Source organism: Ekhidna sp., from assembly GCF_965228795.1.
Taxonomy (GTDB): Bacteria; Bacteroidota; Bacteroidia; order Cytophagales; family Cyclobacteriaceae; genus Ekhidna.
This window is the reverse complement of record NZ_OZ245839.1, coordinates 741,307-761,393: the sequence shown is the minus strand read 5'-3', so window position 1 is coordinate 761,393 and position 20,087 is coordinate 741,307. Positions and strand designations below refer to the sequence as shown.

Below are 20,087 nucleotides of genomic sequence, written 5' to 3'. Positions count from 1 at the left end.
GGTATAGATTTCTCCTTCGTTTAAATGACAGAAAACGTCACTTGCTTCATTCTTGTCATCTCGAACGAAAGTGAGAGATATTTACCTACTGGGTTTTTCAGCACGAGTAAAGATTTCTCGCTGCGCTCGAAATGACAAAAAAGTATGAACAACTGTATTCTTGTCATCTCGACTGAAAGAAGAGATATTTACCCTAATGCATCGAATCAACTCAGTTAGGATTTCTACTTCATTGAAATGAAAGAAAAGGGGGAAATATCGCCCACAGACGAATTACAGCTTCGTTTTTACCGGAATACGAGAAATCAGGAGGTATTAGGTGAGCTCTATAACAAATACATGCATCTTGTATATGGACTTTGCCTGAAATATTTGAAAAACAGGGGTGATGCACAGGATGCCGTAATGTCGATCTACGAGCAGATTTCAGATAAACTCTTATCCACAGAGGTGCAACACTTCAAAAGCTGGCTATATATGGTGAGTAAAAACCACTGCCTGATGACGCTCCGTAAAAAGAATCCTGAAGTTCATACAGAAATATTTATGGAATCCGGAGAGGAGATGCATCTCAATAATGAGAAAGCAGAGTTGGAAGAAGACCTGCTCGCACTCGAAGCTTGCATTGAAGAATTAAAAGCAGAACAGCAACGATGTGTAAAACTCTTTTTCATTGAAAAGAAAAGCTATCAGCAGGTGAATGAAGAAACAGGGCTTGAGCTTAAAAAAGTGAAAAGCCACATACAAAATGGAAAACGTAATTTGAAAATGTGTTTGGAAAGCAAGAATGTCAACAGATAAAAACCATAGCGAACAATTTGAGCGATATCTAAAGGGCCAAATGAGTCCGGAAGAGGCGCATGCCTTTGAGCGTGATGTTTTGGACGATCCATTTGCTCTGGAAGCACTAGAAGGTTTATCCGCCAACGATCCAAGAACAGTTGTTGAGGACATCAAGTCTCTTAAAAATAGTGTATTAAGAAAGAAAAAAGGTAGTCCTGTTTGGTTGCGTGCTGCTGCAATGATAGCCATGCTTATTGTTGGCTCGATAGCTGTTTTCTATCTGTTTAGCAATGTTGAGCAATCTCAGCTTGCTTCAAAAGAAGCATTACCAATGGATTCAGGTTCACTGGAAGCTGACATTGAACAAGAAACTATTGCAGAAGTGACCAATGAAGTCAAAACTGATTTTGACTCAGATGGATTGAAAGTAGAAAATGAGGATAGAGAAGTAGTTGAAAGCTTTCTGACAGAAAATGAAACAGTACTATCAGAAGAAGAGTTCGAAATAAACACTGACACAGAATTAGCATTATCGCATTCAGAAAATGCTAAACAAAATGACCGGCTTGAAGGAAAAAGTGAAGTTATCCAGCTTGCTGATGTAGAAGCTATGGAAGAAGTGGTGATTGAACCAACTTCAGATGAAATGATTGTGATGGAAGAGGTAGCAGTGCCTGCTCAAGCCTTTTCTGGTAAAAAGAAAGTTGCTAAGGAAGCTGAAGCGGCGATTGCTCGATCTGCTGCAAGAAGTGGGGGTGCCTTTGAAACGAATAATCAAATGGATGTCTCACCCAAACCAATAATTGGTGACAGCCTATATCAGCAATACTTAAAAGAAGAATTAATATATCCTGATGCAGCTAGAGAAAATGGTATTGAAGGAGAAGTGTTATTGAGTTTGACAATTAGTGAATTCGGGGAAATCCTTGATATTAAAATAGAAAAAAGTCTTGGATATGGATGTGATGAGGAAGCTGTGAGACTGATAAATGAAGGACCTGAATGGACTTTTGCCTATAGCGGTGATGAGCCAGTTAAAGCTAAAGTTGAAGTCAAGGTTAAATTCAAACTTTAACAGCACTCACCATCCTCTCTTTTCCCTGCATATCCTGATGGATCACCACATTTGAATACCCAGCATTTTGAAGGTATGCTTTTACTTCTTCACCAAAATCCTCGTGAATTTCAAAGTAGAGCTTTCCTCCTTTCTTTAATGTATTCAAGCCTTCCTCAGCGATTCGCTTGTAAAAAATGAGCGGGTCATCATCAGGGACAAATAATGCCAATTCAGGTTCAAAATCGGTCACGTTTTTAGCCATCTTATCAAACTCCATTTGAGGAATATAAGGTGGGTTACTTACCAAAATATCCAGTTCAGACTCAGGCAAGTTCTCTGTTAATATATTGGAATGATAGAACCTCACATTAGCATTTAGTTCTCGAGCATTCTTCTCTGCAATTGCAATGGCTTCTTTCGAAACATCCGTCCCAAAAACACTGGCATTAAGTTCTAGTGCTAGCGTAATTGCAATACATCCCGAACCTACCCCGACATCTAAGATCTTGGGATTTTGAACCTTGTTTTCTTTAATGATCAAACTGACTAACTCCTCAGTCTCAGGTCTTGGTATCAATGCACCGGGAGCAATATGAAATTTTCTACCAAAGAAATCGGCAATTCCTATGACATACTGAATTGGCTCATATAGAAGTAGCCTTTGAATGTAACCACTCAGTTGATCTGAGTCAATTTCTTTCTCTTCTTCAAAAAGAATAGCGGTCTTCGAAAGGCCAAATGCATCCTCCAGCAAAAGATAGGAGATATTCTCTGCCTCCCGCCGATCATAAACTTTTTCCAGCTGTTTCACTGTTTCTTGCCAGATTTGCTTCACATTCTTCATTCAAAAGCGAAATTACACACTCAGTGAATGATAGCCGATATATGCAACGGGCACTCGAACTTGCCGAATTAGGCAGAGGAAGTGTTTCTCCCAATCCAATGGTAGGTTGCGTCATTGTACATCAAGTTAAAATCATTGGTGAAGGCTATCATAAGAAATATGGAGAAGCTCATGCAGAAGTCAATGCCATTCATTCGGTGAATGATCACTCAATCTTCCCTGAATCTACTGTATATGTCACATTGGAACCTTGTGCCCATCATGGAAAAACACCTCCATGTGCGGACTTACTGATTGAGAAAAAGATTAAACGTATCGTAGTTGCTTGTCGTGATCCCTTTGATCAGGTAGATGGAAAAGGCATTGAAAAACTACAGAAAGCTGGCTTAGAGGTTGAATTAGGGGTTCTAGAGAAAGAATCGATTGAATTGAATAAACGATTCTTTACTTCGGTTCAAAAGGAACGACCATATGTCATACTAAAGTGGGCGCAAACATCGGATGGGTTTGTAGCAAGAGAAAATTATGATTCCAAATGGATCAGTAATTCATACTCACGGCAGTTAGTACACAAATGGCGAACTGATGAAGATGCCATCCTTGTGGGAAAAAATACGGCAATTCATGATAATCCTTCATTAACTGCCAGGGAGTGGACAGGTAGAAACCCAGTGAGGGTTTTATTGGATAGTAACCTGGAAGTACCTAAAAACGCCAACCTCTTTAAAAACGAAGCTCCAACCTTAGTTTTGAATTCGATCAAAGAAGAAAAAACCGAAAATATCGAATGGCTCAAAACAGACCTGAATAACCCCTGGAGCGTGCTTCGAAAACTATATGAGCGTAACATTCAGTCCGTAATCATTGAAGGCGGCTCGCAAGTATTGAACTCATTCATCAACGAAAATTGTTGGGATGAAGCACGAGTATTCACTTCTGAAACAACTTTTGGTAAAGGAATAGCTGCACCAGAGGTAGAAGGAAAAGTGGAGAAAGAAGAAACTATTTTTGCCGATCAATTAACGATTTACAGAAACAACCATGGCTGAGGATTTAACATTAATCAAAGAAGGAACGAAAGAGGAGAAATACGAAGCATTGATTCCACAGATCAATGGGCTGCTCTATGGTGAGAAAAACCTAATTGCTAATCTGGCCAATATCGCTGCTGCCTTAAAAGAAGGAATGGACTTTTTCTGGGTCGGGTTTTACCTGGTTGACTCAGAAGATGAATTGGTGCTAGGACCATTTCAAGGTCCGGTTGCTTGTACCCGAATCAAAAAAGGAAAAGGTGTCTGCGGTTCCAGCTGGCAAAGAGATCAAACTCTGATCGTTCCCAATGTAGATGAGTTTCCTGGTCATATCGCCTGTGCATCAGCATCAAAATCTGAAATTGTTATACCGATCAAAAAGGACGGTAAAACAATCGGAGTTTTGGACGTGGACAGTGATCAACTAAATGACTTTGATCATACAGATCAACAATACTTGCAGCAGATCCTAAATCTCCTTCCTTAACATAGTTTAACCACTCCAAGGTACTCATTGACCATTTTGTAGGCTAAGCTCTGTATTTTTGTCGCCGTGTCAGACAAGGTGAAAATAAGGCTGAGCTTCCTAGGGGCAATTATTTGCTGGCTGTTATATGCAGGCTCCAGTATTTATTTGCTTTTCGTACAGAGCTATGATATGAAAGTCGATTTCTCCAACTTCTTTCCTCAGCTCTGTTTTACCGGATTTGTCCTTTCCACATTTGCCTATTATCGATACATGATCACAAAGGCAGACACTCTGAATTTTACAGATCTGCTATGGAAAGTGTTCATAACCGGGCTTATCACCACACTGATATCTTTAGCTATCCGATTGTTCTTTACAATTTTTGCTCAAAGCACCCTGGTAGAAAGTCCTCTTACAGTAAACTTCTTTTACAGCATTTTGGTGGGGCTTGTTGTAATATTTATGGTTTCAACGCTGGTCGTTTGGAAACGACTTATTCTATACCAAAAATCAAAAAATTTACTCCAACTATGGAGCTTTTTTGAAATAGCGCTTGTCGGGAGTTTACTCTTTGACTTCTTTGGCTTGACCTATTTTGATGCAAATTTCAGAGTCGCTCTTGTAATCCTTGGCTGTTTTTCTATCATATTAGTTTTTAACCTGAAATGGGTCGCATATTTAAATTTCAAGCAAAAGTGGAAGGGAATACTATTCATTCTACTATCGGCTATTTATCTATATCACTTTTTATTTAGCCTACTCAATTTTTCAGAAACGGATGTATTAGTCATTGACCTGTTTGATCGGGTCTTTATCTGGGGACTATTTATTTTCTTGTTCTTGTACGCTGTTATCTCCATACTGGTAACCTTATTTAACCTACCTACCTCTTCCGTCTTTGAGCAAAAACTCAAGGAAGCATTAGATTTTCAAAAACTAAGCCAGTCAATACCAAGAGGTGAAACAAGGGATCAGACGTATGAAATATTGCTAGAAAGCTCAATGAGTGCAGTTTTTGCTGATGCCGCCTGGTTGGAAGTCAAAGAAGAAAATGGAACTAATCAGGTAATAAGAAACCTGAAAGCTGAAGAGATCAAAGAGATCAAATCTGCTATAAAAAGTGATACAATTACCTCAATTATCGATTTAAAGTTAAAAAGTGAGGTAAGTCCAGGTAAGATGGCAGATGACCTAAAGCACACGAAGTTTAAATCAATCATCGCACTCCCAATCCTCGTTCAGAATGAACAGGTAGGCTACATCGTTCTTCTAAATGAAGTGTCAGAGGCATTCAACCGTGAAATGGTTAATATCATTACCACGTTTGTAAACCAGGCAAGTATATCACTTGAGAACCTTTCTCTCATCAAGGAATCTATTGAAAATGAACGATACAAAGAGCAGCTAAAAATTGCCAAGAATGTCCAAAAAAGTCTATTGCCAACCTCATTAATCAATAATAATCACCTGGTTATGGCTGCTTTTAGTATGGCTGCTGATGAGGTAGGCGGTGATTACTATGATATTTTGGAATATCAAGACAATCGATTCGGATTGATTATTGGAGATGTTTCGGGCAAGGGAACGAGTGCAGCATTTCAAATGGCACAGATGAAAGGAATCTTTCATAGTCTGGCAAATCAAGGACTTACACCTGAAGATTTCAACATAAAGGCAAACATTGCGTTAAGCCAGTGTCTGGAGAAAACTTCATTCATTACGGTTACCTATTTCGATATTAATACAGAGAAAAGCATTCTTCATTTTTCTAGAGCCGGACATTGTCCAAGTTTATTTTATTGTAAAAGTGAGGATACCGTTGACTATTTAAAATGCGATGGAATGGGTCTGGGGATTGTAAGAAACTCAAGCTATTCAGATTACGTTCATAGGAATACTGTGAGCTATCATGCAGGGGATACATTGTTACTCTATACTGATGGTATCACCGAGGCAAAAAACAGTGACGGAGAACAATTTGGAGATGGACGATTGAAAAAATCATTCACCACACACGCCTCAAAAACACCCGACCAGGTAAAAGAAGGAATTAAAAGAGATCTCGCTGATTTTATAGGAGAGATGATAATAGATGATGATTACACATTAGTAGTCGTACAGTTTAAATAGAAAAAAATGGCTGAAATAACGACTGAAAAAATAGATGATATCCATTTGATTAGTGTCAAAGGAGAAATTGATGCAGGATCCAGTATTTACCTGGATGATGCACTTAAATCTGCCATGGAGCAAGGAGAAAAGAAAATCATTGCCGATTTGTCGGGACTGGACTATATCTCTTCGGCGGGTTTAGGCGTATTTATTTCTCATTTAGATGAATTCAAATTGAAAGAGATTCAATTGACATTATTTGGTATTAACGAAACAGTTAAACAAGTTTTTGACATACTTGGATTGGAAAAATTATTAACAATCGTAGAAAATAAAGAAGCGGCGATAAGCACGTTTGATGATAAATAAATTAACGATAGGGTGCAGTAAGGAAGAATTGGTGAAAATTCGCCAGTTCACCTCTGATATGCTTGAGGAGCAGAAAGTTCCTGATTTGCAAGCCCATAAGTTAGTGCTTGCAGTGGATGAAGTGTGTGCCAATCTCATCATTCATGCGAACAACTGTAATCCTGAAAATCAGATCGAGTTTAACATCGATTTCAGGCCAAAACAAATCGTCTTCACATTCAAAGACAAAGGCGTAGGATTTGACATCAACGAATATCAATCGCCATCTATGGAGGAGATTGTCTCATCCAGAAGACAGGGCGGGCTTGGCTTAATGCTTGTAAAAAGAATAATGGACAAAATTGAGTTCTCTACTGAAAAGAATCACAATATTTGCAGGCTCATTAAAATGTATCCATAAGTGAGAAAATACCTCATTATCAACATATTATTTTTAGCAGGATGCCAATATTTTCAACCGAAAGAGGTATCCACAGGCAAGGTAATTGCGAGAGTAGGAGATAAAGAGTTGGAAGAATCGAGCATCATTGAACTCATCCCCGCTAACCTTTCTTCTGCTGATAGTGCAGTTTTTGTAGAAAAGTTTGTGACTGACTGGGTAAAAAAGCAATTGATGATCAGTAGGGCAGAAGAAGCAATTGATTTCAATGAAGCAAGAATTCAAAAAAAAGTGCTTGATTATCAGTATGCGTTGATGGTACATGAGCTAGAGCAAAAGTATATTGACGCAAACCTTAGTGATAATGTAAGTGATCGTGAGATTGAAGACTACTATGAGGAAAAATCTGAAAACTTTGTTTTGAGGCAAAACCTGGCAAAGTGCATTTATTTCAAAATTCCGTCAAAGGCACCTGATGTCTGGAGGTTTAGAAGAAGCCTAAGAAACTACCCCCAGGACACCACTCAAATATGGTCGTATGCCAATGAGCATGCTGTCAAAGCATTTATAGAGGATTCAGTTTGGGTAAAATTCGATGAAGTCCTTTTAGAAACACCGCTGAAGGATATTAGTGACAAAACCAACTTCCTTAAGTCAAATTCAAGCATTGAAGTTTCAGATGAAGACTATATCTATTTCTTAAAAATATTTGAATATAAACTCATAGGAGAAATAGCTCCATTGGAATTTATAAAAGAAAGCGTTGCTGATATTATAATCAACAAACGAAAAATTGCTCTGAAGAAGGAGCTGGAAAAGAAAATTTATGAAGAAGCAGAACAGACAAATGCGTTTGAGGTTTTTAACAATTAGTGTTGCATTACTATTTTCATCTTTATCAATTGCTCAGACCAAAGAGGTAGTGATTGATAAGATTATTGCCAAGGTGGATGACTACATCCTCTTAAAATCTGAATTGGAAAGAGCATATCTGGACTTTTTGTCAAGAGGTCAAATGCGGGGAAGCAATGCAAAATGTGAAATCTTACAACAACTGGTTGTGAATAAGATGCTGATGGCTCAGTCAGAAATTGACTCTATTTATGTTTTGGATGCAGAGGTCAACAATAATCTCGACAGAAGAATGTCTGTAATGGCACAGCAGTTTGGAGGCGAGGAAGCCATTGAAAAGGCTTACGGAAAAAGTATTGATCAAATACGAGAAGAGATCTTTGATAACATAAAAGAGCAATTAACTATTCAGCGTATGCAGTCTGAGCTAACTGCCGGGCTCAAGGTGACACCAGCAGAGGTTAAAAAATTCTTTAAAAATATTCCGCAAGATTCACTACCCTATTTCTCTACCGAAGTTTCAGTAGCTCAAATCGTAAAAGAGGCAGAGCCTGGAAAAGATCAAAAAGAAAAGGTCCGAAAATTATTACTTGACATAAGAAGTCAGATTGAAAGCGGAATTTCATTTGAAGTGCTCGCCAAAAAGTATTCGCAAGATCCAGGATCTGCTGCCAATGGTGGGCAGCTTGGGTTTTATAGTCGTGGCGAATTAGCTCCGGAATATGAAGCAACTGCCCTTTCGCTAAAGCCAGGCGAGACATCAATGCCGGTTGAAACACAATTTGGATTTCACCTCATTCAATTGCAGGAGAAAAGAGGGAATACATATAGGTCGCGCCATATTTTGATCACTCCACAACCAAATCAGAAAGATTATGAAAGAACTGAAAAGTATTTGGATAGTTTAAGAAATGTGATTTTGCTTGATAGCATGTCGTTTCAAGCAGCCGCGAAGGAATACTCAGATGATCAGACCACTTCCTCTGCCGGAGGCTTTTTCCAAGATGAGACCGGCGCACTTCGAGTTTCTGCGGAGCAATTAGATCCAAATATCTTCTTCACGATTGATACTATGAAAATTGGAAATATTACAAAACCAATTCGATATCAAAAAGAGGATGGTAGCTATGCATTCAGAATCATTTATTATAAAAATAAAATTGCTCCGCATCAGGCTAATTTAGATGTCGACTATCAGAAAATTGCCGCAGCAGCGCTAGCTCAGAAAAAGAACAAAAAAATTTCCGATTGGTTTGAAAAAGCCAGAGGCAATGTATACATCGAAATTGACCCTGAATACGATTATTGTAACCTCACCAACTAGGATACGATTAACAACCAGAGTAAGACTAAATAAATAAATGTATGGCCGAAAGTAAGGATGTTAAATTAGCTGACGATTTAGCTAACGATTTTAAAAAATTAGAGGAAGAAATTTCCAAAAAGATCATAGGTCAAAAAGATGTTGTCAAACTGCTGATAACCTCCTTATTCTGCAATGGACATTCACTTCTTGTTGGAGTCCCTGGTCTTGCAAAGACACTTTTGGTGCAGACAGTATCTAAATGTTTAGGCCTAGATTTCAACAGAATCCAGTTTACCCCGGACTTGATGCCTTCAGATATCTTGGGTGCTGAAACCCTCGACAAAGAACGAAATCTACGTTTCCTTCAGGGACCGATTTTCTCTAACGTTATCCTTGCTGATGAAATTAACCGAACACCTCCTAAAACACAGTCTGCACTTTTGGAAGCAATGCAGGAAGGTGCAGTTACCATTGCCGGAAAAAATTACATGCTAGATAAACCATTCTTTGTTTTGGCTACCCAAAACCCAATAGAACAAGAAGGTACTTACCCATTACCCGAGGCTCAGCTGGATCGATTCATGTTTATGATAAAACTGGATTACCCTGAATATGAAGAAGAGGTTGAAGTAATCAAGCGAACGACTTCCGAGGCTACTGATGAGGTGTCTGAAGTCGTGAGTAAAGAAATCATTCTTAATTATCAACAGCTTGTTCGCAAGGTACCCGTAGCTGATAATGTATTTGATTATACAGTAAACCTGGTAGCCAAAACCCGACCTAATGGCAAAAAGGCTGATGAAATAGCTAGAGAGTATTTGGAGTGGGGAGCTGGTCCTAGGGCAGGTCAATTCTTGATTCTTGCGGCCAAATGCAATGCGCTTATAAATGGAAAATATTCTCCTGACATAGAAGACATCAAAGAGGTAGCGGCTCCTGTTTTAAGGCATAGAATAGTCAGAAACTTTAAAGCAGAAGCAGAAGGAATCACCGAAGAGAAAATAATTGCTGACCTACTCTAGAACTGCTTTAGAAAACGAATATCGTTTTCAGAGAACAATCTTAAATCATCAATTTGATATTTAAGCATAGTGATTCTTTCTATGCCCATTCCGAATGCAAAACCACTGTATTTTGAGGAATCTATTCCGCAATTCTCAAGAACATTCGGATCAACCATTCCCGAACCTGCAATTTCCACCCATCCTGTTTGCTTGCATATCTTGCATCCTTCTCCTCCACATATAAAACAGCTGATGTCGATCTCTGCACTTGGCTCTGTAAAGGGAAAGTAAGAAGGTCTCAACCTAATTTTAGTATTCTTCCCAAACATCTCTTTAGAGAAGTGATACAACGTATTCTTTAGATCTTTGAAGCTAATATTCTCACCGACTACTAACCCTTCGACTTGGTGAAAGAAACAGTGAGCACGCGCTGATATAGCTTCATTTCTATATACTCGGCCAGGCATGATCGATCGAATCGGGGGCTTCTTTTTATTCATCAAGCGTATCTGCACATTGGAAGTGTGTGTTCTGAGTAAAATGTCCGGATTTTTCTCAACGAAGTACGTATCCTGCATCTCTCTGGCAGGGTGATTTTCAGGGAAATTTAGCGCTGTGAAATTGTTCCAATCATTATCAATCTCCGGCCCGTCTTCCACGTTGAATCCCTGACGTTCAAAAATTTCAATGATCCGACTTTTTGTTTGTGAAATTGGATGGATTGATCCCTCCACACCATATGCTCCCGGAAGAGTCACATCCACATCTGAAGTTGAAGAATTGAGTGCTGATAATGCATTGGATAGCTCTTTTAGCTTAATCTGTGCACGCTTTTTTAGTTCGTTTAAAGCAGGGCCTAGCTCCCTTTTTTGTTCTGAGGGCACACTTTTAAATTCATCAAAAAGGTCATTAATGATATTGTTTCTCCCAATGAATTTTAAGCGGAATTCTTCTAGCTCCTGCTCTGATTTAGCAGAGGCATTCTCAACTTCATTAATGAGTTCTTTGACTTTTTCAAGCATGATTTAGCAATTCAGATTTGAATCGCAAAAATACTAATTATGCAGAGGTATGCTCCTTGCTTAGTTTAATTTCTGGTGGGATTATTTGTGCCAACCTTGCCGCTTCACGCCTGGTTAGTTTTCGATCTAAGACAGCTCCAATAAAAATCGTAACTGAGGTCATTATTAACATCAGCCATAATTCTCCAATCGATTGAAAAATGACAGCCATAGTAACCACACAAATATTGTAGCCGACAAGCATCAAAGTAGAACTAGCATGATTAAAGCCAAACTTTAGAAGGACATGATGGATGTGATTTCTATCTGGAGCAAGAGGTGGTTTCCCGGACACAAGTCTTATAATCATCACCCGTAATGTATCGTATACGGGTAATACAAACAAAGCCAAGCTAGTTGCTACAGGCGCCTCAATTACTGACGGAGGTACCGGTACCGCAAGAAATTTGACCATTAAGATGGTTAACATAAACCCGAAGACCATGGAGCCAGTATCACCCATAAATACTTTGGATGGATACCAGTTGTAAAGCAGAAAACCCAAAGAAGCTCCAACAATTGTAAAAGCAAATGCTGCATCAACATAGTAGCCACTTTGCATGGCCGCCCATCCGAGGAAAGCGGAAATTACCAAGGCAATACTCCCTGCAAGACCGTCGATCCCATCAATCAGGTTAAAAGCGTTCGTCATCACAACAATCACAAAGACTGTGAACAACTCATCTAACACCCAAGGAAAATTTTCTATACCAAACAACCCGTGAAGTCCTTCAATTTTGATTCCACCAAAATAAACGACCAATAAAGCGGAGAAAATCTGCACAACTAATTTGTGGTGTGCTAGTAGACTTGATAAGTCATCCCTCACTCCCAGTAAGAAGATTAAGATGGCTCCACCTAAAAAGTACTTTTCTGAAGCCAGATCATTCATTGAAATGGCCATCAAAACAGCCATCAAGATTCCTGCAAAGATTGCAATTCCTCCAAGTGATGGTGTACTGATACTATGAACCTTTCGTTTATCTGGTCTATCTAAAAGATCAATAGATCTGAAAACCCTGATAACTACCGGCATCAGTGTAAGAGTTACAAGAAAAGAAGTTGCTATGGCAAGCGGCAGACTCATTAATTATACAGTGATTAGATCCTTTCGGACTTTAACAGACTTAAAAATGTCAATTTTTTAAGGGAATATTTAACTATTTCGGCAAAATGATTGATTTCTTAGTTGAAATGTACGAGGAAAGTCTATGAAAGAGATTTCTGCCACTCCCAGGCAGTTTTCATCATGTTATCCAGGTCTCGCTCAGACTTCCACCCTAAGACAGTATTCACCTTTTTAGTATCCGCGTATATCTTTTCAACATCTCCGGGCCTTCTATCTACAATTTCATAGTTTAGCTTAACGCCAGTTACCTTTTCAAAAGACGTAATCACCTCCAAAACGGAATTTCCTTTTCCTGTTCCCACGTTAAACATATCATAGTTGGTATCCATTTTTTCAGCATGCTCTAGTGCTGCAATATGTGCATTGGCTAAGTCTACCACATGGATGTAATCTCGTATACATGTGCCATCCGGTGTATTATAATCACCACCGAAAACATTGAGTTTTTCTCGAATACCTGCAGCAGTTTGTGTGATGAAAGGAACCAAATTATTTGGAATACCTAGAGGTAATTCTCCAATGAGTGCAGACTCATGCGCACCTGTGGGATTGAAGTAACGCAAGGAGATAGCCTTAAAATCAGGATTCGATTTGCAATAATCCTCGATGATTTCCTCACAAACCTGTTTTGTATTTCCATAAGGTGATTCAGCTTGTTGTTTTGGGAAAGATTCATCAACAGGTAGCTTTTCCGGTTCACCATATACCGTACAGGATGAAGAGAATATAAAATTTGATACATCAAACTCTTGTGAGAGCTTTAACAAATTGATAAGTGAAACCAAGTTGTTTTCGTAATAGGCCAAAGGTTTTTCCACAGACTCCCCAACTGCCTTATAAGCAGCAAAATGTATGACCCCATCAATGGTGTGATCATTAAATATTTGTTTGGTTTTTTCATAATTAACCAAGTCTATATTAATGAATGAAAAATCTGTATCAGTTATTTGTTTAAGTCGATCGAGGACACCTTCTTGAGAATTTGAAAGGTTATCAACAATGATTGGATTGTATCCCTTATTATGAAGCTCTACTACTGTATGGGATCCGATAAAGCCTAGGCCACCTGTTACAAGAATGTTTTTCATTCAGCAAAAGTACAAAATGGTTGTGGCTGGGTCTTCATGATTCTAAGATTTGAATTACGTGATAATCAATTTGACTACCCCGGCCCTAAAGGGAGTTCAAATTGATTTCATACTTTCCTAATAGAACAAAAATGAAAGATTTGTAGAGTAGAGATATTCATGGAAATGAAGTCGATTCGCTTACCGTAGAAAGACGAAAATTCATTCCAATTGAGATAAAAGCGGTAATGACTTTCCATAACCGTTTCGCCAATGCGAAAAATAAGTTCAGAGTATTATCTAAAAGTGCAGAAAAAGGATGTATTGTATATGCGTGAGAATTAGAGTTTGAATCCGAAAATTATTCTGTGATTAATTTTCAAAACACCAACTTTCTGAGATCTTCACTGGTGAAACATAGCTTTTTGTTATTTATTAATAAGGAATCAATTTGATTTACCCCGGCCCTAAAGGGAGTTCAAATTGGTTCTACTTATCCTAGAATAAACAACAACTAAAATCCAACTAATCTTTTCAGAACAAAAGGCTTGTTTAAAATATCTGAGGTAAGATTTTTATTTAGGTTTTAAATACTATTCCTTCTTGAAAAGTTTTGCGAAGAACTGCCCTTTAGGGAATTAAAAGGGTAATATTTAGATTGGTTATTCCTAAAAATCTTTCTCAGATATAAGCAAAGATTAATCACATAAGAATAAACGAAATGTAAACCACAGGGAATTAAAACAGCCAATAGCTAAAGGCTAAAGCCAACAGCTAATACGCGTTTTGATCTCCTTTAATGATTGCCATGGCAGTCAAAATGATAATCTTAAGATCCAGGATTAACGACCAATTTTTTACGTAGAATCGGTCCAGCTTCACACGACCACTCATGTCGCTTAACTCGGATGTCTCTCCTCTAAAACCCCTTGCTTGTGCTAAACCTGTAATCCCAGGCTTCACAGCATGTCTCTGCCAAAACCGATCGATTTTAGGTTGAAACTCTTCATTAAGTTTAATAGGGTGTGGTCGCGGACCCACTACTGACATATCCCCTAAGAATACATTAATGAATTGTGGTAGTTCGTCAATAGAAGTTTTTCTGAGGATCGCTCCAATCTTAGTGATTCGATTATCGTTTTTGGTTGCCTGTTTGAATTCGGCATTTTTCTGGAAGGTCATTGTTCGAAACTTCCAGCATAGGAAATCTTTGTTATCCTTACCATGTCTTTTTTGCTTAAAGAAGATCGGCCCTTTTGATTCCATTTTGATAAGAAGACCAATAATAGGAACCAACCAAGAAAAAATGAGGATTATAAATATTGAGGAAAAAACAATATCAAATGAACGTTTGATAAAGCGATTGACCAGACTATCTAATGGGATTGTATTAACGTTTATTATTGGTATACTCCCAAATTGCTCAATGGAAAGGTTATAATTTGAAAGTCTGGAGAACTGAGAAATTAGATTAACTTTTATCAGGTTATTCTCTGCAAAGTCAATCACATCTTTAACCTGCTCATCACTCAACTGTGGTAGGCAGCAAAAAACAATATCTGCACCTTTCTCAATTGTATAGTCTTCGAATTTATTTAGTGAAGCATCAGCAGTTTCTTTATCATCTACCACACCAACAAGCTGATAGCCTAACTCAGGCGTTTCTTTGAAGTATTGTGATAAAGAATCAGATAAATCTCCTTTTCCAATAATCACCACCTTTCTGATGTTATAGCCCTTGATTCTATAGTACCTGATCAAATAATGCCAAATGCTCCTCCATCCAAGAATCAAAACCGTGAAAACTAGATAGGTAACAAACAGATACTTTCTTGAATAATCAACTGGCTGCAACGCAAACCAGAGGGCAAAAACAATAGAGAGGTTAATAACCAGGCCCGTCAGCACCTTATTCAGGTGATCTAGGAGCCGAGAGTTTCGGTTAATCCTTTGTAGGTTAGAACTAAAGAAAACACCTATCCAAACTACATTTAGAATTAACTGTAGCAGTTGATAATCCCTAGAAGGGATTAAATTTCCAAATCGATATTCATTTGCTACAAATACTCCAATATTCAGGCAAGCCAAATCCACCAAGAGGAATATGATTGGGAAATATGGAGAATACCGATGATGAGAAGGCATATTTTTATCTTAATGCAATGCCAAAATAAACAAATTCAAGGTCGGTATCACCATTGTTAATCAATTCATGCTCAGTAGCGGATGGTATTCTTAAAAAAGTTCCAGGTCTTAGCTCAACTTTAGTTTCACCAACAGTATATTCACCTGAGCCACTAATAAAAAAAAACAGTTCCTCCATTGTTGGATGAGAATGTCTTTCACAAATTTCATCTGGTTTAAAAATGCCATATGCAAATTGCGTCATAGTTGTTGGACAATCCTCATTCTTAAGAAAAACTTTCTTTAAGCCAGAAAGGTGAGCCGTTGGCTCACCTTTTATTTCTTCTAAATACGCAAATAATCTATCAGGCATTTTCCAATTTCTTCTTTTCTATTTGCTCTGAAATCCATCGGTAGGTTATCTCAGTACTTTTACGTAATGGCATTGAGGGTTCCCAATCTAATTTTTGACGTATCAATGTATTATCTGAGTTACGCCCTGCAACACCAGTAGGACCTTCAATGTTTTTCAATGTCAATTTTTTCCCAGAAATATCAATTATCATTTTTGCATAGTCATTGATTGATATCATTTCCTCAGAACCGATATTTACTGGCCCAGTAAAGTCTGATTCCATTAACCTCCTTACTCCCTCAACACATTCATCTACAAGTAAAAAAGATCTTGTTTGTTTACCATCTCCCCAAACCTCAATAACGTCATTTTCCTGAGCCATTGCAACCTTACGACATAATGCTGCAGGAGCTTTTTCTCTTCCTCCATCCCAAGTACCTTGAGGTCCAAAAATATTGTGGAACCTTGCTACTCGAACTTCAATCCCGTGATTCCTATTATAGGTTAAATACAATCTTTCACTAAAAAGCTTTTCCCACCCATACTCGCTATCTGGAGCTGCCGGATATGCTGAATCCTCTGAACACTTGGGATTATCTGGATCCATTTGATTGTACTCAGGATACATGCAGGCCGAAGAAGAATAAAATATTTTTTTTATTCCTTTAGTTTTTACCTCATCAAGAACATTGAGATTACATAAAGCAGAGTTATGCATTATGTCAGAGTCATTATCTCCAGTAAATACAAATCCGGCTCCACCCATATCTGCAGCTAATTGATAAACCTCATCTAAATCTGAGGTCACTACTTCTGCAACAGTCTTCATGTCTCTTAAATCCCCAATAATAAACTCATCAGAAGCAATATTACCATATTCATTTTCCTTTAAATCCACCCCGCGAACCCAGTATCCCTCTTCTTTCAACCGCTTCACGAGGTGACCACCAATAAACCCCCCAGCTCCACAAACTAATGCCTTTTTCATATTTAATCCTTAAAAAAATTTCCTTTTATTAATTCCGCAAAATTATAATAAATAAACAGAGGAACAATTTCTATATATCTTTTCCATAATCTTTTTGGTTCCATTAGCAATCGGAAAAACCACTCCATTCCAATTTTCTGAATCCAATTTGGTGCCTGCTTAACATTTCCGATATGGAAATCAAATGCAGCTCCAACACAACAGATGTAACTTACGCTAGTGAATTTTGAAAGATTTGAAGCAAAAGCTTCCTGTTTTGGACTGCTCAAACCAATCCAAACTATATCTGCATTACTTTGATTTATTTGTTCAGCTATTTCTTCGTAATCATAATCCTTGACTTGAAGAAATGGTGGACAAAATGTCCCAACGATATTCGCTCCAAACTTATTTTCACAGACTTCCTTTAGTGAGTCTGCAACACCTTCATTCCCCCCACATAAGTAATGCGTCAAATTTGAATTTGCTGAGGCTCTCATAGTTTCCTCAAAAAAGTCAGGTCCGTAGCATCGCTTCATTTCTTTTGCTCCTTTTAAACGACCTACCCATACGCCTGGCATACCATCTGGAAGATTTGTATTAAAAGAAAGGAGAATTTCTCTAAATCTATTGTCTCGAACTGATGTTACAAGACCATGTGCTCCGGTTGCACTAATGCATTTGTTTTCTTTAGACTTATTGTCAATATTCTTGATAAATGTAGATATCGAATACCTATACAAGGGGATTCCCAAAATATTTACAGTATCATTTTTGTTCATTTTGAATAATTTCAGTCAAGACATTACAAATATTATTTTTATAAATTTCTTCTCTAAACCTCTTATCATACTTTATTCTAGATTGTTCTCCAAGCTTAAGCCTTAGTGATTTGTTTTCAATCAGTTTTTCCAAATTGGAATTTAACTCAGATTGATCTTTTGGTTTAATTAAGAATCCATTTGAATTATCCACCATGCTTGGTATACCTCTCCATTTCGTCGATACAATTGGTAAAGAAAACATCATTGCTTCCAGTATAACCACTGGGAAATTTTCATTTTCATAGAAAGTTGGAAAGCAAAAGATATCTGCCTTTTTAAAAAGTTTTTCCTTTTCATCACCCACTTTTATGCCTAAAAATTTTGCAATCCCTTTCGTAACTGATGGGTGACTTCTTATTTTTTCTTCAAGAGATTTGGAAGTCATTCCTCCTACAAACTCTGCGTTGATTTTTAGTCCTTTTTGCGTCAGTGACTCTACTGAATCTAAGAGCTTTAATACCCCCTTTGATTCAATAATATTACCAACATAAAGAATGGTTACCATTTCTTCCGAAACCTCTTCTTTCTTTACACTTTCATTACCTACTCCATAAGGTACTATCTCAATCTTCTTAGCTTGTAAGAACGATAATTCTCTTACATTGAATTCAGAAAGACCAATACATGCCTCAACTCCAAAGAAAGCCTTTTTAAAAAGAAATTTTAAAATGCTCATTTTTCTGTAGGATTCCTCGAGACCCATTGCATGGAAATGCAACACAAATGAACAGTTAAACCTTCGCAGATAAATCAATGAAATAATATCACGAATTATTGGCACCATACCGGTACCTGCTGGTGGGTAATAAACCAAATCAATATTTTCTTTTAATATTATCTTCCGAGCATTATTTAAAAGCTTAATTATTAGCCATATCTTTCTAAAACTAAAACGACCAACCTGATCAATCTCAGATGAATAATTCATTCTTAGAAAATGCATTTCTAATGAATTACATCGAGCCTCAGTGATTTTCTGAATCATTACAGATTGTCCATGGTAAGGGGGTGGCGTCTGACCAATAATTAGTACTTGCCCTTTAGATTGATTCATACTTTTTCTTCATTTGATAAAAGTTTTCAACTTTATGTGCAGATATAAAAAATAATAGACTATAACAGATATTTTTTGCAATATGATCTAGTGCATTATCAAATATTCCATTTAGCGGTGTAATAACGAAAACCCCTACAGAGATAAAAAATAGACATGTCGCTAACCTATTTTTTGATTTTATAGCTCCTCTTGAAGCTCCTAATATGAAAACTGAGATAAAGACAGCATAGAGTGTCACACCGATGTATCCTGTCTCTACATATAACTTCAAGTAATCATTATGCATTTCCCAATATTCACCAATAGCTTTTTCAACCATGAAACCTGATGTACCAAAACCGTTTCCTTTGTATGGTGATTGATTGTTTTCAGCTGCTAACCAGAAATTCTCTCGTCCTTTTTTTTGAATCAAATCATAGATTTGGAAAATCTTACCACTAAAAAGTAGGGTTTCAGCCACTTGAGCATGCTTATCCGTATAGAACATTCTGTTCTTAATCGGGTCAAATCGAAAAACTAAAAAGAAAGCTAGAAATATTAAAAAACAGCCTAGAATTAATGATGCAATTAGTATTCTGAATTTCCTTTCACGAATCAAATAAATCAAAAAGATTAAACCAATAGATGTAATTAGTCCTGCAATCAACGCCCGCTGAAGAGATAATAGAGCAATGGTAAAGCATAGAAGAAAGGAGAAAAGTAAAAGTTTCTTTCGAAAGAACAGGAAGAAAACAAGAAAGTATATTGATCCAACTGACATCAAATATTTTGTCGAATGAATCCCTCCAAACCCTACAAATCTTGGATCAGTTTGGAACCTCGGATGCAGGTATTCCACAAGAAATAGTTCTCCGAATACGCTAAGTAATGCATATGCAATAATGATAAAATTAAGGCTACTTACGGTTCTTGAAATATCTTCACCGTTTTGCGACAAAAAAATTAAGGTGAGGGTAAGAGAGAGCCATACTTTGTTTATATACCTCAAAGAATTAATCAGCGAAACTGACCACAATAAAGTAAGACTGAAATAAAGCACCATTAAGATGAAACAAGAAATAACTAGATAAAAGCTTATTGATCTTGTCATTTTGGGATGTTTCCATATAACAATCAAAGCGCCAACACCAATTATAAAAAGCTGCTTGGAGTACTCAAGGCTAATACCTATTCCAGGAATTTCACCAGGTATTGTAAAAAAACTAAGGAACAAAAGGAAAATAACAACCTTGTAGTGTTCTACTGTGAGTCTAGATTTTAATATAGCTTCTTGGTAAGTATGGTTTTGCTCATCCAT

At 37.5% G+C, this 20,087-nt stretch carries 20 protein-coding genes; 10 read left to right on the top strand and 10 right to left on the bottom strand.

Translation table 11 applies throughout. From position 1 onward, the window contains the following. Positions 1-237: 237 nt before the first annotated feature. Together ACQK2H_RS03440 and ACQK2H_RS03435 are read left to right on the top strand one after the other, a co-directional pair. Complete coding sequence (locus ACQK2H_RS03440; RefSeq protein ID WP_425390074.1) at positions 238-801, top strand: RNA polymerase sigma factor; 564 nt, start codon at positions 238-240, stop codon at positions 799-801. Further along, positions 788-1,858, top strand: a complete 1,071-nt coding sequence (locus ACQK2H_RS03435) for an energy transducer TonB (protein ID WP_425390073.1) — start codon at positions 788-790, stop codon at positions 1,856-1,858. Before ACQK2H_RS03440 ends, ACQK2H_RS03435 begins: the two co-directional genes overlap by 14 nt. Here ACQK2H_RS03435 and prmC read toward each other — a convergent pair. Next, positions 1,848-2,684, bottom strand: a complete 837-nt coding sequence (prmC, locus tag ACQK2H_RS03430; RefSeq protein ID WP_425390072.1) for a peptide chain release factor N(5)-glutamine methyltransferase — start codon at positions 2,682-2,684, stop codon at positions 1,848-1,850. The two genes, ACQK2H_RS03435 and prmC, sit on opposite strands and share 11 nt — an antisense overlap. 23 nt (positions 2,685-2,707) lie before the next feature. On the opposite strand from prmC, the gene ribD reads away from it, so the two are divergent. The 8 genes from ribD to ACQK2H_RS03390 all read left to right on the top strand — a co-directional run bounded on the left by ribD (position 2,708) and on the right by ACQK2H_RS03390 (position 10,224). Next, the gene (gene ribD, locus ACQK2H_RS03425; protein WP_425390071.1) at positions 2,708-3,733 is read left to right on the top strand and encodes a bifunctional diaminohydroxyphosphoribosylaminopyrimidine deaminase/5-amino-6-(5-phosphoribosylamino)uracil reductase RibD; all 1,026 of its coding nucleotides are present in this window, start codon (positions 2,708-2,710) and stop codon (positions 3,731-3,733) included. Next, complete coding sequence (locus ACQK2H_RS03420; protein WP_425390070.1) at positions 3,726-4,202, top strand: GAF domain-containing protein; 477 nt, start codon at positions 3,726-3,728, stop codon at positions 4,200-4,202. Before ribD ends, ACQK2H_RS03420 begins: the two co-directional genes overlap by 8 nt. 171 nt (positions 4,203-4,373) lie before the next feature. After that, on the top strand, positions 4,374-6,314 hold the full coding sequence (locus ACQK2H_RS03415) for a GAF domain-containing SpoIIE family protein phosphatase (RefSeq protein WP_425390069.1): 1,941 nt from the start codon (positions 4,374-4,376) through the stop codon (positions 6,312-6,314). A 6-nt stretch (positions 6,315-6,320) separates the two neighbouring features. After that, positions 6,321-6,665, top strand: a complete 345-nt coding sequence (locus ACQK2H_RS03410) for an STAS domain-containing protein (protein ID WP_425390068.1) — start codon at positions 6,321-6,323, stop codon at positions 6,663-6,665. Beyond that, on the top strand, positions 6,655-7,065 hold the full coding sequence (locus ACQK2H_RS03405; protein WP_425390067.1) for an ATP-binding protein: 411 nt from the start codon (positions 6,655-6,657) through the stop codon (positions 7,063-7,065). The genes ACQK2H_RS03410 and ACQK2H_RS03405 overlap by 11 nt, the downstream gene beginning before the upstream one ends. Continuing rightward, positions 7,066-7,917: a peptidyl-prolyl cis-trans isomerase gene (locus ACQK2H_RS03400; protein ID WP_425390066.1), complete on the top strand. Its 852-nt coding sequence runs from the start codon at positions 7,066-7,068 to the stop codon at positions 7,915-7,917. It abuts the gene before it with no gap. Continuing rightward, the gene (locus tag ACQK2H_RS03395) at positions 7,871-9,220 is read left to right on the top strand and encodes a peptidylprolyl isomerase (RefSeq protein WP_425390065.1); all 1,350 of its coding nucleotides are present in this window, start codon (positions 7,871-7,873) and stop codon (positions 9,218-9,220) included. Before ACQK2H_RS03400 ends, ACQK2H_RS03395 begins: the two co-directional genes overlap by 47 nt. Before the next feature lie 41 nt (positions 9,221-9,261). Next, positions 9,262-10,224: an AAA family ATPase gene (locus tag ACQK2H_RS03390; protein WP_425390064.1), complete on the top strand. Its 963-nt coding sequence runs from the start codon at positions 9,262-9,264 to the stop codon at positions 10,222-10,224. On the opposite strand, the gene pheS is transcribed toward ACQK2H_RS03390, so the two are convergent. From pheS to ACQK2H_RS03345, 9 genes are all read right to left on the bottom strand, one after another. Next, positions 10,221-11,231 (bottom strand): phenylalanine--tRNA ligase subunit alpha, encoded by a 1,011-nt coding sequence (gene pheS / locus ACQK2H_RS03385; protein ID WP_425393123.1) that lies wholly within the window; start codon positions 11,229-11,231, stop codon positions 10,221-10,223. The genes ACQK2H_RS03390 and pheS overlap by 4 nt on opposite strands. Positions 11,232-11,265: 34 nt before the next feature. After that, positions 11,266-12,354 (bottom strand): MraY family glycosyltransferase, encoded by a 1,089-nt coding sequence (locus ACQK2H_RS03380; protein ID WP_425390063.1) that lies wholly within the window; start codon positions 12,352-12,354, stop codon positions 11,266-11,268. Positions 12,355-12,476: 122 nt separating this feature from the next. Beyond that, positions 12,477-13,484, bottom strand: a complete 1,008-nt coding sequence (gene galE, locus ACQK2H_RS03375; RefSeq protein ID WP_425390062.1) for a UDP-glucose 4-epimerase GalE — start codon at positions 13,482-13,484, stop codon at positions 12,477-12,479. A 753-nt stretch (positions 13,485-14,237) separates the two neighbouring features. After that, positions 14,238-15,608: an undecaprenyl-phosphate glucose phosphotransferase gene (locus tag ACQK2H_RS03370; protein WP_425390061.1), complete on the bottom strand. Its 1,371-nt coding sequence runs from the start codon at positions 15,606-15,608 to the stop codon at positions 14,238-14,240. Between the two features lie 4 nt (positions 15,609-15,612). Then, positions 15,613-15,960 (bottom strand): cupin domain-containing protein, encoded by a 348-nt coding sequence (locus ACQK2H_RS03365; protein ID WP_425390060.1) that lies wholly within the window; start codon positions 15,958-15,960, stop codon positions 15,613-15,615. Beyond that, the gene (locus tag ACQK2H_RS03360; protein ID WP_425390059.1) at positions 15,953-16,930 is read right to left on the bottom strand and encodes an NAD-dependent epimerase/dehydratase family protein; all 978 of its coding nucleotides are present in this window, start codon (positions 16,928-16,930) and stop codon (positions 15,953-15,955) included. Before ACQK2H_RS03360 ends, ACQK2H_RS03365 begins: the two co-directional genes overlap by 8 nt. A 2-nt stretch (positions 16,931-16,932) precedes the next feature. Next, a complete protein-coding gene (locus ACQK2H_RS03355; RefSeq protein WP_425390058.1) occupies positions 16,933-17,691 on the bottom strand; it encodes a WecB/TagA/CpsF family glycosyltransferase in 759 nt (252 codons plus the stop codon). Further along, the gene (locus ACQK2H_RS03350; protein ID WP_425390057.1) at positions 17,678-18,787 is read right to left on the bottom strand and encodes a glycosyltransferase family 4 protein; all 1,110 of its coding nucleotides are present in this window, start codon (positions 18,785-18,787) and stop codon (positions 17,678-17,680) included. The genes ACQK2H_RS03355 and ACQK2H_RS03350 overlap by 14 nt, the downstream gene beginning before the upstream one ends. Beyond that, positions 18,774-20,087: an O-antigen ligase family protein gene (locus ACQK2H_RS03345; RefSeq protein WP_425390056.1), complete on the bottom strand. Its 1,314-nt coding sequence runs from the start codon at positions 20,085-20,087 to the stop codon at positions 18,774-18,776. Before ACQK2H_RS03345 ends, ACQK2H_RS03350 begins: the two co-directional genes overlap by 14 nt.

Bases quoted from the DNA above. Each gene is read 5' to 3' on its own strand.
- ACQK2H_RS03440 (WP_425390074.1), top strand. From the start codon at position 238: ATGAAAGAAAAGGGGGAAATATCGCCCACAGACGAATTACAGCTTCGT.
- ACQK2H_RS03435 (WP_425390073.1), top strand. From the start codon at position 788: ATGTCAACAGATAAAAACCATAGCGAACAATTTGAGCGATATCTAAAG.
- prmC (WP_425390072.1), bottom strand. From the start codon at position 2,684: ATGAAGAATGTGAAGCAAATCTGGCAAGAAACAGTGAAACAGCTGGAA.
- ACQK2H_RS03420 (WP_425390070.1), top strand. From the start codon at position 3,726: ATGGCTGAGGATTTAACATTAATCAAAGAAGGAACGAAAGAGGAGAAA.
- ACQK2H_RS03415 (WP_425390069.1), top strand. From the start codon at position 4,374: ATGAAAGTCGATTTCTCCAACTTCTTTCCTCAGCTCTGTTTTACCGGA.
- ACQK2H_RS03410 (WP_425390068.1), top strand. From the start codon at position 6,321: ATGGCTGAAATAACGACTGAAAAAATAGATGATATCCATTTGATTAGT.
- ACQK2H_RS03405 (WP_425390067.1), top strand. From the start codon at position 6,655: ATGATAAATAAATTAACGATAGGGTGCAGTAAGGAAGAATTGGTGAAA.
- ACQK2H_RS03395 (WP_425390065.1), top strand. From the start codon at position 7,871: ATGAAGAAGCAGAACAGACAAATGCGTTTGAGGTTTTTAACAATTAGT.
- ACQK2H_RS03390 (WP_425390064.1), top strand. From the start codon at position 9,262: ATGGCCGAAAGTAAGGATGTTAAATTAGCTGACGATTTAGCTAACGAT.
- ACQK2H_RS03380 (WP_425390063.1), bottom strand. From the start codon at position 12,354: ATGAGTCTGCCGCTTGCCATAGCAACTTCTTTTCTTGTAACTCTTACA.
- galE (WP_425390062.1), bottom strand. From the start codon at position 13,484: ATGAAAAACATTCTTGTAACAGGTGGCCTAGGCTTTATCGGATCCCAT.
- ACQK2H_RS03370 (WP_425390061.1), bottom strand. From the start codon at position 15,608: ATGCCTTCTCATCATCGGTATTCTCCATATTTCCCAATCATATTCCTC.
- ACQK2H_RS03365 (WP_425390060.1), bottom strand. From the start codon at position 15,960: ATGCCTGATAGATTATTTGCGTATTTAGAAGAAATAAAAGGTGAGCCA.
- ACQK2H_RS03360 (WP_425390059.1), bottom strand. From the start codon at position 16,930: ATGAAAAAGGCATTAGTTTGTGGAGCTGGGGGGTTTATTGGTGGTCAC.
- ACQK2H_RS03355 (WP_425390058.1), bottom strand. From the start codon at position 17,691: ATGAACAAAAATGATACTGTAAATATTTTGGGAATCCCCTTGTATAGG.
- ACQK2H_RS03350 (WP_425390057.1), bottom strand. From the start codon at position 18,787: ATGAATCAATCTAAAGGGCAAGTACTAATTATTGGTCAGACGCCACCC.
- ACQK2H_RS03345 (WP_425390056.1), bottom strand. From the start codon at position 20,087: ATGGATGAGCAAAACCATACTTACCAAGAAGCTATATTAAAATCTAGA.